8 protein-coding genes are annotated in these 19,778 nt (G+C 71.2%); all 8 read left to right on the forward strand.

Annotated features, from left to right (window positions below; all coding sequences use genetic code 11):
• Positions 1-19 precede the first annotated feature (19 nt).
• The 8 genes from ACYP53_RS26835 (at position 20) to ACYP53_RS26870 (ending at position 19,746) form a co-directional block, all read left to right on the forward strand.
• Entirely contained in the window at positions 20-1,915 is a 1,896-nt protein-coding gene (locus tag ACYP53_RS26835; protein WP_459649289.1) for a glycoside hydrolase family 15 protein, read from the forward strand.
• 143 nt (positions 1,916-2,058) lie between these two features.
• On the forward strand, positions 2,059-4,008 hold the full coding sequence (locus ACYP53_RS26840) for a tetratricopeptide repeat protein (protein ID WP_459649290.1): 1,950 nt from the start codon (positions 2,059-2,061) through the stop codon (positions 4,006-4,008).
• Between the two features lie 480 nt (positions 4,009-4,488).
• Positions 4,489-4,731 carry a hypothetical protein gene (locus ACYP53_RS26845; RefSeq protein ID WP_459649291.1) on the forward strand — a complete coding sequence of 81 codons (243 nt, stop codon included), beginning with the start codon at positions 4,489-4,491 and terminating at the stop codon, positions 4,729-4,731.
• A gap of 181 nt (positions 4,732-4,912) precedes the next feature.
• Positions 4,913-6,322 carry a lipase/acyltransferase domain-containing protein gene (locus ACYP53_RS26850; RefSeq protein WP_459649292.1) on the forward strand — a complete coding sequence of 470 codons (1,410 nt, stop codon included), beginning with the start codon at positions 4,913-4,915 and terminating at the stop codon, positions 6,320-6,322.
• 3 nt (positions 6,323-6,325) lie between these two features.
• A complete protein-coding gene (locus ACYP53_RS26855) occupies positions 6,326-10,339 on the forward strand; it encodes a hypothetical protein (RefSeq protein WP_459649293.1) in 4,014 nt (1,337 codons plus the stop codon).
• On the forward strand, positions 10,332-13,964 hold the full coding sequence (locus ACYP53_RS26860) for an AAA domain-containing protein (RefSeq protein ID WP_459649294.1): 3,633 nt from the start codon (positions 10,332-10,334) through the stop codon (positions 13,962-13,964). The genes ACYP53_RS26855 and ACYP53_RS26860 overlap by 8 nt, the downstream gene beginning before the upstream one ends.
• A complete protein-coding gene (locus tag ACYP53_RS26865; RefSeq protein WP_459649295.1) occupies positions 13,961-17,188 on the forward strand; it encodes a hypothetical protein in 3,228 nt (1,075 codons plus the stop codon). The genes ACYP53_RS26860 and ACYP53_RS26865 overlap by 4 nt, the downstream gene beginning before the upstream one ends.
• Positions 17,185-19,746 (forward strand): ATP-binding protein, encoded by a 2,562-nt coding sequence (locus ACYP53_RS26870; RefSeq protein ID WP_459649296.1) that lies wholly within the window; start codon positions 17,185-17,187, stop codon positions 19,744-19,746. The genes ACYP53_RS26865 and ACYP53_RS26870 overlap by 4 nt, the downstream gene beginning before the upstream one ends.
• Positions 19,747-19,778 lie beyond the last annotated feature (32 nt).

Below are 19,778 nucleotides of genomic sequence, written 5' to 3' on the forward strand. Positions count from 1 at the left end.
CCGCCCATGTCAGGACCCCATGCACACCCTCACCACCCCTTCCTGGATCGAGGACCACGCCCTCCTCGGCAACACCGCGTCCGCCGCCCTGCTCCGGCCGGACGGCTCCATCAACTGGGCCTGCCTGCCCGGCTTCGACTCGCCGGCGGTGTTCGCCTCGCTGCTCGGCGCCGCCGACCACGGCCTGTGGCGCGTCGGCCCGGCCGTCTACAACGGCGCGCCGCCCCCCGAGGCCGACCGCCGCCACTACGCGGGCAACTCCCTGGTCCTGCGCCAGGAGTGGGACACGCCCACCGGTACGGTCGCGGTCACCGACTTCATGCCGGCGCCCACCGTCAGCGACCACGCGGAGCCGAGGATCTTCCGGATCGTCGAAGGCGTCAGCGGCGCGGTCCGCGTCGCCAGCGTCTTCCGCCCCCGCCCCGGCTACAGCGCCACCAGGCCGCACATCGAGCGGATCACCCGCGGAACCTCGCAGCTGTGGGTGGCCGCCCACCCGGACTCGTACTGGCTCGACGGCCCCCAGCACACCGCCAACGGGCGGGGCGTGTGCCGGGCCGACTTCACCGTCCACGCCGGTCAGATCGTCGTACTCACCCTCACTTGGGCTCCCTCTCACCGTCCCGCGCCCGAGCCGCCCGACGCCTTCTCCGAGCTCGACGCCACCGCGGAGTTCTGGGAGCAATGGGCAGCCGGCTACACCTATCGCGGCCCCTATCGCGAGGCCGTGGTGCGCTCCGCCCTCACCCTCAAGTCATTCTGCCACCCGGGCGGAGGTGTCGTCGCCGCGCCCACTACCTCCCTGCCCGAGCAACTCGGCGGCGAACGGAACTGGGACTACCGGTACGTCTGGCTGCGCGACAGCGCGCTGACCATCGCCGCACTGCTGCGACTCGGCTTCCTCGAGGAGGCCCGGCAGTGGCGCAACTGGCTGGTCGACACCGTCGACCCCGAGCGCCTCCAGCCGATCTACCGCGTCAACGGCGATGCCGACCTCGACGAGGAGGTCCTGGACCACCTTCCCGGCTACGACGGCTCCCGGCCGGTGCGCATCGGCAACGGCGCCGCCGACCAGCTCCAGCTCGACGTCTACGGCGAACTCGCCGACACCCTGCTGCTCGCCGAGGACGCCGGCCTCCCCCCGTCCCCGAAGTGCGACGCGCTGCTCCTGGCGCTCGCCGAACAGCTGGAGCAGCGCTGGCACGAGCCGGACGAGGGCATCTGGGAAATCCGCGGCCCGGCACGGCACTTCACCCACTCCAAGGTCATGTGCTGGGTCGCCGTGGATCGGACGCTGCGGCTGCTGGAACGCCGGAGCGCCACCGACCCTGCCAGCCTCGTCCGCCTCGCCCGTCTGCGCGCGGAGATCCACACCGACGTCTGCACGCGCGGCTTCAACTCCGAGACCGGCACCTTCACCCAGTCCTACGGCAGCCGGGCCCTCGACGCCTCCCTGCTGCTCCTGCCCCTCGTCGGCTTCCTGCCGCCTGACGACAAGCGCGTCATCCGCACCGTCGAAGCCATCCAGCGCGAACTCACCCAGCACGGGCTGGTGCTGCGCTACTCCACCCGCGAGGATGCCGGCGGCAACGTGGACGGACTCGCCGGCCACGAGGGCGCCTTCCTCGCCTGCTCGTTCTGGCTGGCCGAGAGTCTTGCCGCCATCGGCCGGCACGCCGAAGCCCACGAGCTGTTCGACCGGCTGCTCGGCCTGCGCAGCGATCTCGGGCTCCTCGCCGAGGAGTACGACCCCCTCGCCCGCCGACAGCTCGGGAACTACCCGCAGGGCTTCTCCCACTGGAGCCTGGCGGACGCGGCCGTCCGCCTGGCCAGCCGGCCGCAACCCCGGCGCCCGGCGCTGCCCGGGGCGCGCGCCGTCGTCGACCAGGCACTTCCCGCCGCCGTGGTGGCGTAGTGGGCACCAGCGAGGTCCGCAACACCGTCACCGGGTCGAAGGTGAACATTGCCGTCCAGGCCGCCACCATCACCGGCGGCGTACACCTTCATCCGGGCCCGCCGCCGCGACCAGTGCCGCGACAACTCGCCCCGGTTCCCTCCGTGTTCACCGACAGGGAGGAGGTGCTGCGCGCGCTGGACGGCGTCCTCGGCCGCGCAGTCGTCGAGACAGCGCCCGTCGTCGTGGTCACCGGCCCGGAAGGAGTCGGCAAGCGCTCCCTCGCCGCGAAGTGGTCGCATCGGAACGCACCCCGCTACCCGGACGGGCAGCTGGTGGCCCGGCTGCGCGCCAGCACGCCCGGCGTTCCGGCCTCGACCGCCGAGACCGTACGGTCGCTGCTGCGCTCGCTCGGGCTGGGCGAACACGTCCCCCTTCCCTGGGCTGAGCAGGACCTGCTCGGGATGTGGCGCAGCGAGACCGCCGGGCGGCGGCTGCTCGTGCTACTGGAGGACGCGGCCTGCGCCGAGCAGGTGGTGCCGCTGGTGCCGGCGGAGCCCGACTGCCTGGTGGTCGTCACCAGTTGCTCACCGATTCCCGCGCTTGCCGCCCGCGGAGCGCACCACCACCACCTCGGCCCGCTCGCGACCGCCCATGCCGTCCAGCTGCTCGGCCGAATCCTCGGCGAGGACCGGGTGCGGGCGGAGCCGGACGCCGCCGAGGCCCTCGCTCGGGCCTGCGACGGTATGCCGCTAGCCCTGGGCTTGGCCGCCGGCGAAGCCGTCCTCACCCCGGATCGCCCGCTCGCCTCCCACCCGGTGCTCACCGCCGCGCCCGAACTGGACAGTGTTCCGATGGCCATCGCCGTCGCCTGCGCGGCGCTGCCCGACAGCGAAGCACGCCTTCTCCGGCTCGCCACGTTGATCCCCGCACCCGACCTCGACCCGCTCACGGTGGCCGCTGCCACCGCCACCCCCGCCGCCCACACCCGGCACCTGCTCGGAGAGCTCGCATCCCGGCATCTGTTGGAGCATGCCGGCCACCAGCCTGTGCGCGGTGATGTCTACCGCATCCGCCCCGGCGTCCGGGAGCTGTTCCGGAGCGCGGACGACACACGCCTGCTCATCGTGCAGCGCTGCCTCGACTACCTGATCGCCACCGCCCAGGAGACCGTCCAGCGCCTCACCCCGCACCACCGCGTCCTGCCGCGCCAGCACCGCCACCATCCCGCCGAACCGGTGCGCATCACCGGCGACCGCCCCGCGCTCGACTGGCTGGAGGCCATCGCCCCCACCATCCCGTCGGCCCTCTCCGCTGCCCGTGAACTCGGCGAGCACCAGGCCCTGGTCGTCCTGGTCCACGACCTGTGGCCCCTGTTCCACCGCCTGCGGCGCACGGACCTGAGCATCGCCTTCCACGAGCTGGGCCTGGCCTCCGCCCGGATCTGGGGCCACCGCATGGCCATCCGGGAGATGACCACCACCCTGGCCATCTCACACAAGCGCGTCGGCGAGCACGAGGAAGCCCGCCGGTTCTACCGAGAGGCCCTCGACCTCGCAATCGAGGACCACGACCCCCACGGCATCGCCCAGTGCACCGCCGGAATCGGCGCAACGCTCTACGAAACCGGGCAGTACGCCGCCGCCGAACCCGAACTCACCCGCGCCACCGAGCTCTACGCCGACCTCGGCGACCTCCGCGGTGCCGGCCTCGCCAAGACCCTCCTCGGCTCCGCCGCCGCCCACCAGGGCAACACCGACCTCGGCATCCCGCTGCTGCGGCAGGCCATCGCCGACCTCGGCTCGCTCACCCCGCCCGACCCGCTGAACGTGGCCCGGACAAAGGTCTTCCTCGGCGAGGCGCAGTCCCTGGCCGGCGAGTACGGCCTCGCCGTCACCACCATCAGCGAGGCCCACCGGGAGTTCACGGACCTCGGCCACCTCCACTGGACGGCCTACGCCACTGAATTCCTCGGGCAGGCCGCCGAACGCTCCGGCTTCCCCAACGCCGCCTGCGACTGGTACACCGCGAGCCTCCGGCAGTACGAGAGCCTCGGAAGCACCCGCGACGCCGAGCGCCTCCGGAAGCGGATCACCGCCCTGGCGAAGACGTGAACGCCGGCCTCCCGCCGAGCTTGGCGCGATTGTCAGTACCCCGTGGCACACTGCCCTGTTCGACCAGCAACCGCCGTATCAGTATGACGAGTTGGGCCTGTTCACCGGATCGTGTGGCTTCTGCCGCGACACGCCGACGCGGCCCCGCCGGGCCGCCTACGGTGGGACACCTGCCCACGCACTCACGTACGACGAACGATCACCAGTTTGATCGCAGCTTTGCCATGCCTTGAACCGGTTTGCGCTCCCTGCGCCGGTTCCCTCACCCCCTGGGAAGGAGACGTCGAGTGCCGCACACCGTTGGTGTCGGAGTGCACCTGGTCCTAATCGAGAACGGCCGGGTGCTGCTCGGACAGCGCGCCAACACCACCTACGCCGAAGGGCACTGGCACACTCCGGCCGTTCACTGGGCAAGGCATGTGTCGGGATTGAAGCTGTCGGCTTTCCCACCTCAGGTCTATCCGGCTCCAATTCGAGAAGGTGGTCGACACCATCGGAGCGGGCGACGCGTTCTCGGCAGCCCTGCTCGCCAGCCTCGCCGGACGCCCGGCCAGCTGCCCCCTGGAACAGTGCCGGGCACTGCTGGAGGACGCGGCGCTGGTGGCGGCGGCCGTGCGGCGTGGCCTGGCCTACCTGACGGCCTCCGCTTTCCCGGACCGGTCCCCGACGAAGCCGACGTGCCGCGTCCCCGCGGCCGGTCGGGACGCACGGGTGCGCGGGTAGGAAGGACCGTGCTTCCAGGGGCTGATGGCCCTGTCCCCAAGGCGTGGCGAGCGTCACATCCCCCCGTGCTAGCCTTTTGCCGCCACCGCAGAGTGCGTGGGGGAGCAGCAAGGGCGCTGCGGCTCGAAGGGTGTGGAGCATGGGCGGATTACATGTACCCGAGCGGCGTCTCCATGATGCCGTGGTCATCGTCCCCGGCATCATGGGCAGTGCGCTCAGGGATGTCGAGAGCGGTAAGCAACTGTGGGGAATCGGGCGGCTCTTCGAGTACACGGCCCGTATGCACACAGGCCGTCTCCGCGCGCTCGGTCTGACCGCCGGGGAACTCGCCGGGCGTACCGGGAGAATCGAGCCGACCGGCCTGCTGAACGTCGCCGAGTGCCTGCCGGGATTCGGCCGTGCGCAGCCCTACAACGAGCTCGTCAGCGAGTTGCGCCACGCGGCCGTGCATCGCAGCGCGGTCCTCCCGTTCCCCTACGACTGGCGGCTCTCGGTCGAGCACAACGGAGGGCTGCTGGCCGGCACAGCCCGCCGTCACCTCGAGGCCTGGCGTCAGCACCCCGCCCACCGCCACTACCTGGATCAGCACCCGGAAGCCGGTCCGGCCCGGCTGGTTTTCGTCGCCCACTCCATGGGCGGGCTCCTCGTCCGTGAGCTCATGCGCCACGATGGCCTCCGTACCGACATCCGGGCCGTGATGACCGTCGGCACCCCCTTCTCCGGATCGGTGAAAGCGGCCGTCATGCTCAACGCGGGCAAGGGAGCGCCGCTCCCGCTGCCCCGGACCGTCCTGCGGGACGCGGCACGGAGCATGCCTGGCGTGTATGACCTGCTCCCCTCCTACCGAGCGCTCGACCTCGGCCTCGATTCACGGGTGCCGACCGCCGAGGACCTGGTGGCATTGGGCGGCCGGCGTGACCTGGTCGAGGACGCCCTTCGGAGACGGGAGGGCAGGCAGAACATCACTCTGCCCGACCACTCGATGGTGGTCGGGCTCGGCGAACGCACCCTGCAGAGCTATCACATGGCGGGGGACACCGCCGTGGGCATGGAGGAGATCCTCGAACGGGATCCCAGCGACCACCGCGTGCTGTTCCACCCCGACGGCCGGCCCCGCAGGAAGAACCACAAAGGCGACGGCACGGTGTACCAGTTCGCGGCGCATCTGCCGGGCTCCGGTGAGCGGCCGGTCCACGTCTACCAGGAACACGGGGCCCTGGCCCGCAGCCGGTCCGTCCTCGACTTCGCGCGCGGCATGTTGCGCGGCCTGCGCCACGCCGACGAACTCGGTGCCATGCTCGGTGACGGGACGTTCGATCTGGACGCCCCGGAGTGGGCCGAGCCCGGCGCTCCCTTCACCGTCGAGGTGTCGGGCTGGACCGGGGACTCGGATCTGACCTGCAGCGCCAAGGAGGTCAGCGGGCTCGGCGAGGTCCTGTACCCGAAGTTCAAGCCGGTACCCGGACCGGAGGGACGACTGGTCGCGACCTGCGTGGCCAGCCAACCAGGGTTGTACGAGTTCGAGGTCACCGGCGGCAAGGAGCCGGTGACACGGCTCGTCCTCGTCCTGGAATCGGAGCGGCAAGCCTGACGCATGGTCTCTGATTTCGATGACATGGAGGCCGAGGTCGCGGACTCGTTCGCGGTGCACGCGCTCGCGGTGGGACCGGTGACCGGCTTCCCGGACGCGGACACGGTCGGCGAGGCCGCGCTGACCTCGGCCGTACTCCGGCGGATGGGCGGGGAGGCCGTCGCTCTCCCCCTGGCCGGTGAGGCGGTGCAGTCGCTCACCGAGGCGGACGAGGCGCTGGCGCACTGGGCTGGTGAGCACGGCGGCGACGACTCCTCCCGCCCTTCCGCGCTGTTGTGGTTCGGCCACGGCCGGGCGGTGAGAATGGGCTCGGTACTGGTCGTGCCGGGCTCTAAGGACCGCGGCAACGCCCGAGTGACCCCCGAGATGCTCGCCCACTACGTCCACGCCGACCAGCTCAGGCGTGAGCGGGACGAAAGCCTGTGGACGCTGGTCGTGCTGGAGGCGTGCAACTCGGAGAGCTTCGCCCAAGACATGGCCAGCAGGTTCAACGGGACCAATCAGGAGCGGACCCGCTCCCTCCTGCTGATTGCCACGGGCAAGCCAGCCGCGCAGGGTTACCTGGGCACCTTCCGCAGTCTGCTGGAGCGGTTCCTAGCCACGAAGGCCTCCATCGACAAGTTCAGCCTTCGGGAACTCCAGGGCCACTTCAAGAGTCACCGCTGCTACGCCGAGCTCGTGGGCGCGGAGACGGGTGCCGAACTCCGTCTCCAGCTCCATGACCGGGTGCCGCTCGCCGGGGCGACCACGGTGGCCGAACTGCGCCGGCAGCAGAGCCGCTACGACGAAGCACCCGAGGCATGGCCGCGCAGGCCCATGCCGGACAAGGTGGGGTTCCTCGAAGTGGTCACCGACTTCACCGGTCGAGCAGCACATCTGCAGACCATCGCGGGCTGGTGCGCCGACGACACCGGAGCGGCCGTGCTCGTCGTTACCGGCGCGCCCGGCGCGGGCAAGTCCGCGCTCCTGGGAGAGACCCTGCGGCGATGGTCCGGCCCGGACGGAACGGAACCGTCCCCACCGGTGGTCGCGGTGCTGCCGCTGACCGGGAGCACGCCCGCCGACGTCGTCCGGCAGCTGGGCGAGCAGCTCGACCTGTCCCCCAGTGCGCCCGGCGAGGACGACCAGGGCCACCAGGACGGCCTCGGCCGGGACAGTGTGGCACTGGACGCCGTACGCCGACGTCTGGCCGGGCTCGCCCGGAACCCCGATGCCGGGCGCACATCGGCCGGCACCGGACGGGCGGAGACGTCCGGAAACGACACCCCGGTCGGAGCGACGCCACTGCGGGCGCTGATCGTCGCCGACGCGCTCGACGAGGCCAGGGATCCCTTCCGCATCGCCGCCCTGTTGCGCGAGCTTACGGCGGTTCCCGGGGTGCGGCTGCTCATCGGTACCCGGCCGACTCGGTTCGCCGCCCCTGCGGGCGAGCAGGGGCCGGCGGACGCCAGTGGGCACCCCAGCCTGCCGGAGCTGTTCGGATCGGCCTCCGGACACGCCCAGATCCTGACCCTCGAACCGGATCCGTCGGCAGCCCGCCATTACACGGAGGGCAGGCTACGCGACATCCTGCGCGAGCACCCCAGGGGTGACGCCGCCTCGCAGGAGACGGTCATCGGCACCGTGGCGGACGCCGTGGAAGCCCATATGCGGGACGGGTCCTGGCAATTTCTCCAGGCGGCTCTGGTGGTCCAGGAGATCGAGCAGCGGCCGACCGTACTCTCCCCCAGCCCCGCCGACCGGGCCGCCCTCGCCGAGCTGCTGGACCGCGACCAGAGCGGGCTCTTCGGGGCCGCCGTGCAGCGGATCACGGCAGGGCTCCCCGCGGCAGAGCCTCTGCTGCGGGCCCTGGCCTATGCGCACGGACGCGGGCTGCCGCTGGCGGAGGGCATCTGGGCACACGCCGCCGCGGGGATCGCGGAGGCAGAAGGCCCCATCGAGGACGAGCAGCTGGAACTGTTCCTGAGCCGGGCCGCCGCCTACCTCCTGGTGGACGGAGAGGACTGGTGTAGCGTGTACCGGCTGGCCCACCGCAGCTACGCCGAGCAGCTGCTCCGGGACGGCTCGCCGGACCGCAGGTACGCCATGCTCACCGCCCTGCTGAAACTCGCAGCGGCACAGGCGGATGCCGGGCAGCCGCTCAGTCCTCATCTGGCCCACCGGCTGGCGGAGTACGCGGCGGACTGCGGCACGGACGGCTGGGCGGCGCTGGCCGCGCGGCCTGCCGTCGTCGACCGGCTGCCGCCGGCCTCACTGAGCTCTCCGGCGCTGACGCCGGGGCGGAGTACGGCTACCGCTCCCACCGACCTGCCCATCGAGGTGCTGGGCACGGTCGCATCGGCGCACCTGATCAAGGAGTCGGAGCCGGGCGACCGGCCGGGCCTGCGCCAGCTCGGCGGGGTCCGGGCAGCCGGCCTGCTGCATGCCGCCGGTCCCGGCGCGGACTGGGAGGTCGTCTGGGGACGGTTACGCCGGGTGCCCCTGCACCTGCAGCTCGGCGGCTCCGCCGCCGCGATCACCGCACTCGTCGCGCACGCCGATGCCCCCTGGTTGGTGACCGGCTCTCTGGACGGGTCGGTGATGGTGTGGGAACCCTGGCGCGATCACCACCCCACCATGCTGCTGAGCGGGGACGGAAGCCCGGTGACCGCGCTCGCCGCACTCGGTTCGGTACGCCGGGAGGACGGCGAGGGGAGTGCCGGACCCGGCCTACTGGCCGTGGCCCACGACGACCGGACGGTTCGCCTTTGGAGCACCGACGCCGAAACCGGTGCCGGCCGGACCAAGTCGCGGCACGCGGCCTGCACGGAGATGGTGCGCGTCATGGCGGCACTGCCCGACGGGTCCCAGCGTTTCGTCCTCGGTGGTGAGGCCGGCTATCTCGCTCTCCTCGGCCCGGACGGAACACTGTCGCCGACCGCCGACGCGGTGTCCCACCGCGACGTGGTGGGGCTGGTGCCCGTCCGCGGTCCGGAGGGCGCACCGCTGGTCGTGGCGGCGTATCAGTCCGGGGAACTCGCGCTGTGGGAGGTCGGCGGAGCGGTGCCCGTACTCGTCCACCGGTCGAGCGCGCGCACGGAGCTGGCCGGGCTCGTGGGCGTCCCGGCGCCATCGGGCCCCGACCGGCTGATCACCGTCTCGGAGGACGGCCGTCTCGCGCGCTGGCGGGTGCACAAAGGAAACAGCCGCCCCGCGATCCGCGCCGACACACAGGGACGGCTTCCCGAGGTGCGCAACGGTGCCGGTCCCGTCCTGGCCGCGCTGCCGACACCCGGCCGGGACGGAGTCCCGGTGATCGGTGACCGTCGGGGCATCGTACGGATCGCCGGTCCGGTCGCCCCGCCCGGCGGCCCGGAGTTCCTCCAAACCTCGACTGGGAACCGGCCCATCCGGGCGATCGGCGTCCTGCGCGGGCCCCTGGGCGGCCAGATCCTGGTGACGGCGGCGGACCGCGATTCCCGGGTCCATTTCTGGGACCCGGCGGCCGCAGCCCGTACGGGCGCGGCCCCGGTGGAACCCGAGTCCTGGGTCTGCGCGGTACGGAGGCACATCCTGGCCGACGGCACGGAGACGCTGGCTGTGACCGAGAAGTGCGCCGGGCGCCGGACCGTGCAGGTCCTGCGCGCGTCGGACGGTGCCCGGCTGGAGGTGCCAGCCCCCGCCGAGGGGCCCTCCGGCCACGACCCGGCAAGGCTGGGCGTACCGAAGGGAGCCGAGGACCCGCATTCGGGCTCCCTCGTCGACTGCGTGGCGATCGACCCGCCGGCCTCCCTGCCCCGGTCGGCCCAGGCGCGGGTGACCGCCGGCCGGGAGGGCACCGTCGTGGTGTGGCGCGAGGATCCGGAGTCCGGCTGGCATCCGGTGCGGCGCATCCCGCTGGGGTCACCGTGCATCCAGCTCGCACCGCTGACATCGGGGCGGCTCGGCATAGCCACCGACGACGGCGTGATGGTGCTCAGGCTCGATTCCGTCGTGTGGGGCGTCGACGATGGAGGAACCGAGGAGACACATGGATGACGAACTGCCACCCCGGCGCATCGAGGACCTGCTGGACGATCTGTTCACGGGGAAGCAGGCCCGGCACGGTCGCTACACGCGGGTGGGCGACTACCACGAGCTGATCAGGGGGCGGCTGATCCATCTCGTTCTGCGCAACTGCGACCACTCCACGGACGTACGCGAAGTGGCGCTGTTCCTCGACGTCGACCAGGTGGGCGGCGACCTATGGGACCACGAGGTGCGCAATCTGCTACGGCTGAAGATGCTCGGCCATCCGGCACTGCCGGAGATCGTGGAGGGCAGATTCGACCGCAGCTTCCGGGCCGCCTTCATCATGACCCGGCTCGAAGGCAAACCGCTCGCCGAGCAGTGGCGGTCCGTGGTGGACGAATGGGCCGTGCAGCATCCCGTGGTCGCGTTCGAGCAGTTCAGCCTCCTCGTGGACGCGTTGAGCCAGCTGCACGGCACCCGGATCGTGCACCGGAACCTGACCCTGGACGCCGTCCGGGTCAACCCGGAACGGAACAACCCGGCCGGGACGACCCTGTCCCTGGCGCGGTTCGAGCTCAGTGCGCTGCTCAACAACCTGCTCCAGTCGGTCCACGGCCCCAGCGGCAAGGCGACGTACGACGAAGCCGTGAAGGCGTTGTTCCTCACCCCCCCGACCGGTGTCGGCAAGGCCCATCACCTGGCCTATCTGGCCCCAGAGAACCACCCCGCCGTCTTCTGCGACGTGCGGATGCGCCACCTGGACCACGGCAGCACCGACGTCTTCGGCCTCGGCGTGCTGGGGTGGGAGCTGTTCGTCGGCTCCCTGACAGACCGGCTGCCCGGCGAATGCGCCGAGGTCGAGGGCGCGGAGGGCGACGAACTGCTCCCGGCTCTTCACCGCCTGCACGCCGCGATGCGTCGCGAACTCGGCCTCTCGCTCAAGCTGCCCCGCCCGCTGCGCAAGGCACTGCTCGACATGCTCGACCCCTCGCCCACCCAGCGCAGCACGTCCTTCGAGGCGTCCGCGACCCTGCAACGGGACTGGTCGAGCATCTGCCTGGCCCTGGAACCGGTGCCGAACGGCGCCAAGGCCCGCCTGCTCGCCTTCATGCCCGACCAGTCGGTGGGCACCATCCACACCACCCGGGGCTGGACGGACCACAGCCCGGACACCCCCCAGGGCTGCCAGGAACTGCAGGCCTTCCTGGAGGAGGAACTGCGCGAGGCCGAGCTCGTCCACTGGCACGGCGGAGCGGTCGGCTTCGTCGACGGCGATCCCCGCTCGCTCGGTGACGCCCACTGGGTGCTGATCGGTCAGCAGGCCGTGTGGTTCTGCGCGTTCCTCTTCGACCTAGACGCGATGGGCCGTCGTACGGTGACGCACACCGACACCCTGGTCATCAAGTACCTCGTGGACAAACGCTTCGCGTCGGAGATCCTGTCGGTCAAGCCGAAACGACGTATCGGCAAGGTGGATCTGGTGCCGTTCAGGCTGGGACAGCCGCTGGACGACAAGCAGGAAGGCCGCCCGTCCTGGAAGGAGCTGACCGACGCCGTCCGGAGCACCAAGCAGAGCACGCAAAGCGCCGAGGTCCAGGAGATGCTGCGGGCCGTCTCCTTCATGCTGGACTACCAGGGCGTGGTGCTCCGCTCCCACCAGTATCCGTACACCCTCACCGAAGCTGAGCATGGCCGTCTCGTCCTCACCCAGGACCTGGGCAGGGAACGCAGGTGGCTGCACGAAGACGAGCTGCTCACCGCTTACTGTGCCGATCCCCGGCACCGGCCGCCGCTGGGGGACTTCGCCCGGGGGCTACTGGCCGAGAGCGACCAGGCAATGGTCTCGGTGGTATATGACCGGCCCGCCCCGTACTTCGGCGGCGACTCGTTCAACGTCCGGGTGAAGGAGCGGCTGGACGCGCGGTCGATCGTCGTCGAGGTCGCGCCGGGCAAGGAGCTTCCCGCCCAGGGCTGGCTCAGGCCGCAGGAGGATTACGGCACGGAGGTCCAGTTGCGGCGGGAGGCCCGGGGACTGGGGTCCTTGCGCCAGAAGGCGGGCCTGGCGCGCATCCTGCACACGCCCGAGTCCATCGAGCTGCACGCCCAGCGAGATACCACGCTGCAGATTCCGGCACGGCCTGGCGAGAAACCGCTGCGGGGGAAGGCTGGCCGGATTATCCGGGACATGCTGCGGCTGCACCCGTTCTATGCCCTCCAGGGACCGCCCGGCACGGGCAAGAGCACGGTAGTGTCCCACGCGCTGCGCGATTTCATCAGGACCGAGCACGGGGCACGGGTGCTGGTGAGCGCGCAGTCGAACGACGCGCTGGACCAGTTGGCCGGCAAGTGCCTGGAGTTGCTCAAGCCGGTGATCGACAAGCAGTCGGTGCTGATGCTCAGGGAACTGTCCCGCCGCAAAGATGCCTACGATCTGCCGGAGGAGCTGCGCCCCTTCACCGCCGAAGCGATCGCCGCGGACCTGGTCAAGCGGATCTGCGAGCGGGTCGCGGGTGGCCACATCGGGGCCCGCAACCCGTCGGAGCGGGCCCTGATGTTGCGGTGGGCCGAGGTTGCCCAGGCGAACATGGTGGAGTTGACCGATCGGATCCGGGCGAGTGCCGACATTGTGCTGGCCACCTGCTCGATCGCGGGCACGCTGACCGACGAAGTCCGCGATCCGTCTGACGTGTTCGACTGGGTGATCATCGAGGAGGCGGCCAAGGCCTGGCCGACCGAGATCATCATGCCGTTGGTCCTCGGGGTGCGGTGGACCCTCGTGGGTGACCATCTGCAACTGGGGCCGCACCGGGCCGAGGACATCAAGACCTTCCTCAACGGCCTGGGGCAGCACCCGGATGAGCGCATCAAGCTGCACTACGCGGCACGTGACAGCTATCTGAAGTTCATCCAGATGTTCGGCCGGTTCTTCGAAGGCCGCGACGCGATCCAGCGCGCCGTGCCCGCCTGCCCGGTGGACACCCTCGATACCCAGTTCCGGATGCATCCGGACATCGCCCAGCCGTTCGCACGGGCCTTCTACCCGGACGGCAACGGCAGCACCTTCCTCACCCCTGATCCGGAGATCAGGGAATTCCATTCCGCCACCGAGCCCAGCTACCTGGCGGGTGCACCCCTGGTCTGGCTGGACACCTCCGAGCACACGGAATGCGGGGACCTGGGGTACTGGTGGAACCCCGGAGAGGTCGACCTCGTCGAGGATCTGGCCCGGAAGCTGGGGCTCACCACGCACGATCCGCGCAAGCTGGCCGTGCTGACCCCTTACCGCAAGCAACGCGAGAACCTGGAACGCGGTTTCCTCAAGGGGCGCGTGCACACCGTGCATTCCTTCCAGGGCGGCCAGGCGAAGACGGTGATCGTCTCACTGGTCCGCAGTTCGGAACGGGGCACGGAATCGCGGCAGAACGTAGGGCACACCGCTCAGGACGATGTGATCAACGTGATGCTGTCCCGGGCCCAGCAGCTTCTCGTGGTGGTCGGAAACCTGCCGCACTTCGAGCGCTATGGCGGTGCCGCCTGGCAGTCGGTGATCAAGACCTTCCGCGAGGTCGGGAGGATCGTCGACGCCGCGACGGGAGAGATCCTCGTCGACGCCACGGCACGAACGGGCGCAGGAACGGGAGAGAGCCGATGACCGAGACCGTCCTTGTCGCGATCCCCTGCCGCGTCATCACCCTGCGCATGGAACTCGGTGCGGAGGAGGGGGCCTCCACGCTCGAGGACCTGGTGCTCCGGGCCGTGGCGGCGGGCCGCAACACCATACGGGACCTGGGTGAGCTGTTCTCCCTGCCGAACCGTCTGATGCTGGACGTGGTGCACGGCTTGTGGAGCAGGGGGTTCCTGGCCGTCGACTTCAGCACCAACACGCTGGAGAACACCCGGGCGGCCCAGCCGGGGCTCGGCGAACAGCAGGCCGACCGGCCCGTCGCGGCCAAGGTGCAGATGCGCAAGTTCCTGTTCGACCCGGTGACGGCAGCCGTCCTGCTGCACCGCAAGGGCATGAACCGGATCCCCAACGGGGCCATCGCCATGCCGCTCGCGCGTGGTATCTCCGAGATCGACATCCCGCAGACCGAACTGCTGCGCGCGGTCCGTGAAGCGGTGCGCACCGACCGCAGGGAGCACGGGGTGCGCCAGCGTGTGCTGGACGTGTCCTTCGCCAACCCGATGCTGAACCCTTCCGAGGCGGTCCACTGGAACACGGTCGAGGTCGTGGTGAACCGGGACCCAGTGACCGACGTGGTCACCGCCACCCCTGTCCAGATGCCGCAGGGCTGGGGCAGACGGGCCCTTCAGCTCTTCCAGGCCAGGGTGAGCGAGCTGGTGCGCAACCGGCCGGACAGCAGGTTCGTCCAGGGGCTGCTGTCCCACGAGGTGCTGAAGGTGGTCCCGCCCGACAGCCTGCGCTCGCTGCTGGTGGATCTGGACCAGCTGGCCGAGGGCCTGGACAGGGTCCCGCCGCACGTGCTGCCGGAACGGCACGAGGAGCTGCGCGGCAAGGCGGCCAAGGTGCTGGGTCAGCTTGCCGAGGTACGCCGGGCACAGTGTTCGGTGGAGCCGGTGGCTCCCGGGGCTGGCGTGGAATGGGTGTTGAAGGAGCTGATCGAGCAGGCCACCCAGCAACTCGTCCTGGCCCTCCCGCAGATCACGTACGACGCCCTGCACGAGGTGCTGCCCGCGCTGGAACTCGCCGCGAAGCGAGGTGTCACGGTCGTGTTCCTCTGGGGCGACACGCCCTCCGCCACATTGGAGGGCAAGGTCGCCACCGCACTGTTCGACCTCCAGTCCCGCTTCTCCGAGAACGTCCTGCTCGAACAGCGCAGCAGCAGCTGCGCGGCATCCGCCGTTATCTGCGACGACCTGTGCGCGTACGTGGGGTCCAGCAGCCCGCTCTCGGCGAACACCGGGGCCGGGGTGCTGGTGAAACCGGTCGAGGGCACGGAGGAACCGCCGAGTTGTGTGGCGGATCTGCTGAGCTGGGCGAGGCGGACCTATCCGTACTGGGAGGTGGGGCGGAACATCGCCCTGCTGCCAGCCGATTTCGGCAGGCGCCGGTCCACCGATTCCTCGGTGGGGGCCAGCCCGGCACTGCCCGTCATCCCGCTGCCGGAGCTGGACGAGTCCTGGGACCGGGACGAGGTTGCCGGTACCACCCGGTGGGCGGCGGACTGGGGCCGGGTGCTCCGCCTGCTGATGGAGGCGGTGGAGGAGGTGTACCGGGGACGGCCGGTGGTGCGGGCGGTCTGGGACGGGATGTACGCCGATCTGGTCCAGCATGCCGTCGACGGAGCCACCGGGCGGCTGGCGGTCACCGACGACTCCGCGGAGGCCGAGACCTGTACGGACGCGTTCGGTCAGCGGTTGTCGCGCCTGCGCGAGAAGGGCGTCGTGATCCATCTCCAGCATCCGCCGCTCAGGGACGGGCGCCGGACCCCGCACGGATACGCGGAGATTCACCGTCGTCTCGGTGCGGAGGGAACGCTGCGGAGCACCCGGGCCCGGGCCCGGGCGGTGTTGTCCGACCACGAGATGGTCGTCGGCAGCTACCGGCCGCTGGGCAACCGGCCGGTCAATCCTGCCCGGGGGCCCGCCCCCACCGACCTCGGCCTGCACATCATGAACACCGCCTTCACCGCGGAGTTCGCCGGACAGCTGGGCATTCGCGACTGGTTCGGGGGCCCGGGTGACGGCGGTGAGGCCGCGGTCCGACCTGGCTATCTGCCCCCGTTGCCCTCGCTGTCGTCCACGCCCGTCGAGGCCGACGACTGGGCGGTGCTGGAGAACCGCCTGGCGTCCGGCGTGGTGCCCGAACGGCTGCGCGCCGACTCCGCCGGACTGCTGCACGGTGCCACGGGCTCCGCGGAGCAACGACAGCGCTGGGGACGCTGGCTCCTGCACGACGCATGGCGGCGCCATGCCTTCGTAGAGGCCTACCTGTTGGCCCCACGACTCGGCGGAGCGGAGACCCTGCCGCTGCCTCTGGCCGCCGTGGCGGTACCGGTCGAGCATGGTCCGCTCGGCGAACAGCTGTACTACAGCGCGATGGAGCTGGCCGACGCGCCGGCCGAGCACCGCACGGTGGCCCTGGTCGGCGCGGTGGCCGAGATGCTGCTGCACGGCGGCGACACCGGTCTGCTGGTCTGCGAGGCGATGGCCGATTCCGGCGGCGGGACCGCCGAGGGCCTGCCCCCCGGCTGGCTGGAGCTGGCCAAGCAGGCTGCGGCCTGCTTCGCCGCCACCAGGGCCCCGGTGCCGCTCCAGGACATCAACGCCTGGGCCGAGCAGCGGAACCGGTCGGCGGACGTCCGGAACGGCTGGGCCCGCCTCGTCGCCGATGTGAAGGACTTCAAACGGGCCGACCAGCACTTCAAGTTCCTCGACGGAAAGCGGATGCACCGCGCGATGTTCGTGCCGCCCGACGGCCTGTTCGCCCAGGTCCTGGCCATGGCGGACGGCGACGCCTCCGACAGTTTCCGGCTGGAAACTGCCGCCGGGCTGCCGGACACGGAGCTCGACGCACGTCTCCACATGGACCAGCGCGCCACGGACGAGGGCCTGAAAAAGGTCGAGTGGAGCAATCACCGTGCCTACGCGCGGCGGGTCGCGGACATGCTCGCCGAGGCCCGGCGTCTCGCGGAGCTGTCCGCGGCCGAGGCCGAGAGGAACACGTCGGGGTCCGTGGCCGTGCTGCTCCCGGCCCTCGCCCCGGAGCAGCGCGAGTTCGCACGACTCCTCGACCGTATGTGGCACACCCTCCGGGAGGAGGCCGACGGGCTGGAAGAGCCGGCCCGCCATCCGGCGACGGCTCTGCTCGGTGCTCTCGCCTCACTGCCAGTGATCGGAAGGGATGACAGTTGACCGGGATTCCACGGGCGCTGCTGGAAAACTGGCCCGGCCGGGTCCGGTTTCCCGGCGTCCTGATCGCGCTGGTGGAGCACGGCCGGTCCGGCGACGGGAGCCGGGGCGATGGTGCCGCGCCCCGCGGCGAGCCAGCCGAGCTGGACGGTGACCTACTCGCCGGGGCGGTACTCGGCCACGTGGGCGGTGTGTCATCGCGTGCGGCCTTCGAGGCCCTGCTGGAGCAGGGGGAACACGATGCGGCGGAGCAGGTGCTCGTCGGCGAGCCGCAGTCGGACGGGCGCCAGGCCGACCTGCTGATCCGCAAGCTGGAGGAGGCGCGCGAGGCCGAGGCGGTTTCGGTGCGCCAGCGGGTGGACGAGCTGGAGCGCCGTGCGAAGATCGCGGGCGTCGCCTTCGAGCAGCCGGACATGACCTCGTTGATCGAGCGCTCGCGGTCGCGGAGGGCGGCCGCGGGAGCGGTGCTGACCGTTCTCGAACGAGGGGTCGAGGACCGGATCAGGACCTTCGCCGAGCAGTTGGACCGTATCGTCACCAAACAGGAGCGGGCGGTCGCCAACGGCTCGGTTCCGGCGGATCAGCACGCCGGCGAGGACCTCTCCACAGCCCGGGTGCGGGCGCTCCTGCGGTCGGGTGAACTCGTGGCCGCGCAGGCGCTACTGAACCGGGAGCCGCTGGGAGCCCCCATTCCCGAGGCACTGGCCCCGCTCCCGGAGTGGGACGAGGCGTGGACCCCGGACAACCTGATGGAGTACCACCTGAACCCGACGGCGCGCAGGCCGCCGGAGTTCACCGCGTGGAAGGCGGCCGACGAGTCCGCCGAACGGTTGCTCTTCGCCTTCGACCGGCTGAACCGGGAGGCCTCGCCCGAGGCAGCAGTGGGCCTGGCCAACGCTCTCGGCCGCTTCCTGGGGGGAACCGGGGAGGGTGCCGTGGCGAACCGGATCGAGGGCGGCTACTTCACTTTCTTCGACGGGCTGTTCAGCGAGGAACCCCTGTCCGGACTGCATCCCACCGGCCGGAGAGCCCGGATCGACCTCTATGTCGCCGACCCGGAAACCCTCACACCCCCGCAGGAGCTGGCAGAGCACGGCCGCCCGCATGTGGCGGTCGGCCGGAACCTGCTGAGCACGGGGTACAGCGACCGTGTGGCCACCGCCGTACTCAGCCTGCGCGATCTGCTCCGGCTCGCGGTCCTGAAGACCGACCGAGGGGCCCGCACCCTGGGCCTCCTCGCCCGGCAATGGCCGGTGGACACCCTAGTCGGAGACAGTCCCGCGGCGCTGGGACGGATTCTCGGTACCTCGCCCGAAGGGGCCTGGCGGAACCTGCGGTGGATCACCCACCTGTCTCTGGGCGGCGGCGCCCCCACCGTGCAGGCGATGGAGCACTGTACCGGGATGGACCCCGGGCTGCTGCGGACCATGCTCCGCTACGCCGAGACCGCCGTCGACCGCTCCGCCCACACCGAGCTATGGGCCGCGGAGACCGGCGGCTGGCGCAAGGATCCCGCGCTCCTGCACGCGCTGCGGTCCGAACTGCTGGCCCTGTGCGGTGGTCCGGCGGCCCAAGCCGCATGGTGGGCAGCCCTGTCGATCTGCGACGAGGAGGACGGGCTGCTCACGGCCACGGACCTCGGTGAGTGGGCCGAGATCTGCTCGGGCTGGGCGGGCGCCGGGCCCGAGGTGCTCAGGGGAACGGCCCCGCTACTGGAACAGGGTCTGCTGGCATCATCGGGCGAGGACCTGCGCGTCCCGCTGTGCGGAGCGGTGCGTGCCCTGCGTCCGTCGGCGGAGACGGAACTGGGCGCCCTGCTGGAGGAGATGGAGCGTACCGGCTCCGTCGGCGGCACGGCAGCCACGGCTTCCGTCCCCGTGCCCGACCGTGCCTGGACGGCCTGGCACCGCAACCGCTTCGCGCCGGTACCGGCCTGTGCCGGGCGCCTGGAGGCGGAGCGGCGGGGCGCCGGCCCCGGGGAACTGGCCGCCCTTGCGGAGCTCGCGGCCGAGGAACTCCGCACCTCCTCCGCCGAGGAGCTGATCGAGCGAGCGGCACCGCCGGTCGCGGACCTGGGGACGGTCCTGCCGGAGCTGACGGCCCAGTGCCATCAGCAGTACCCGGGCCTCCACGTCGACCTGCGCTGTCCGCCGTCGTTGCGGGTGGACGTCCCTGCGCCAGTGATGTGTGCCGTCTTCTACGAGGTGCTGGACAACGCCGCGGAAGCCCTGGAGGGTCGTGACACCGGTCTGGTGCAGGTCACCGTGTCCCACGAGGGACCCGAGGCAATCGTCGAGGTGGAGGACAACGGTCCGGGGCTGCCGGCCGAGGCACGGGGGCGGCGGGTGTTCCAGGCCGGGTGGACCACCCGGGGTGCCGATCGCGGGTGGGGCCTGCACCGCGTACGCAAGCTCCTCCAGGCGTTGCCGGCACCGGCGGTGGAGGCGGAGGTGGAGGTTTTCCGTTCCTCCCATCCGGCACTGACGGGTGCCGCGCTGCGGCTCGTCCTTCCGGTCACGCCAGCAACGGCGGAAGGGCCGGATCACGAAGCCACGCCGTGAACAGGTCGTCCAGGGGCCCGGGCGCGTAGCGG

The organism is Kitasatospora sp. Ki12 (genome assembly GCF_054601375.1).

Excerpts from the sequence above, each read along its gene's own strand:
- ACYP53_RS26835 (WP_459649289.1), top strand. The coding sequence starts at position 20 with ATGCACACCCTCACCACCCCTTCCTGGATCGAGGACCACGCCCTCCTC.
- ACYP53_RS26855 (WP_459649293.1), top strand. The coding sequence starts at position 6,326 with ATGGTCTCTGATTTCGATGACATGGAGGCCGAGGTCGCGGACTCGTTC.
- ACYP53_RS26860 (WP_459649294.1), top strand. The coding sequence starts at position 10,332 with ATGGATGACGAACTGCCACCCCGGCGCATCGAGGACCTGCTGGACGAT.
- ACYP53_RS26865 (WP_459649295.1), top strand. The coding sequence starts at position 13,961 with ATGACCGAGACCGTCCTTGTCGCGATCCCCTGCCGCGTCATCACCCTG.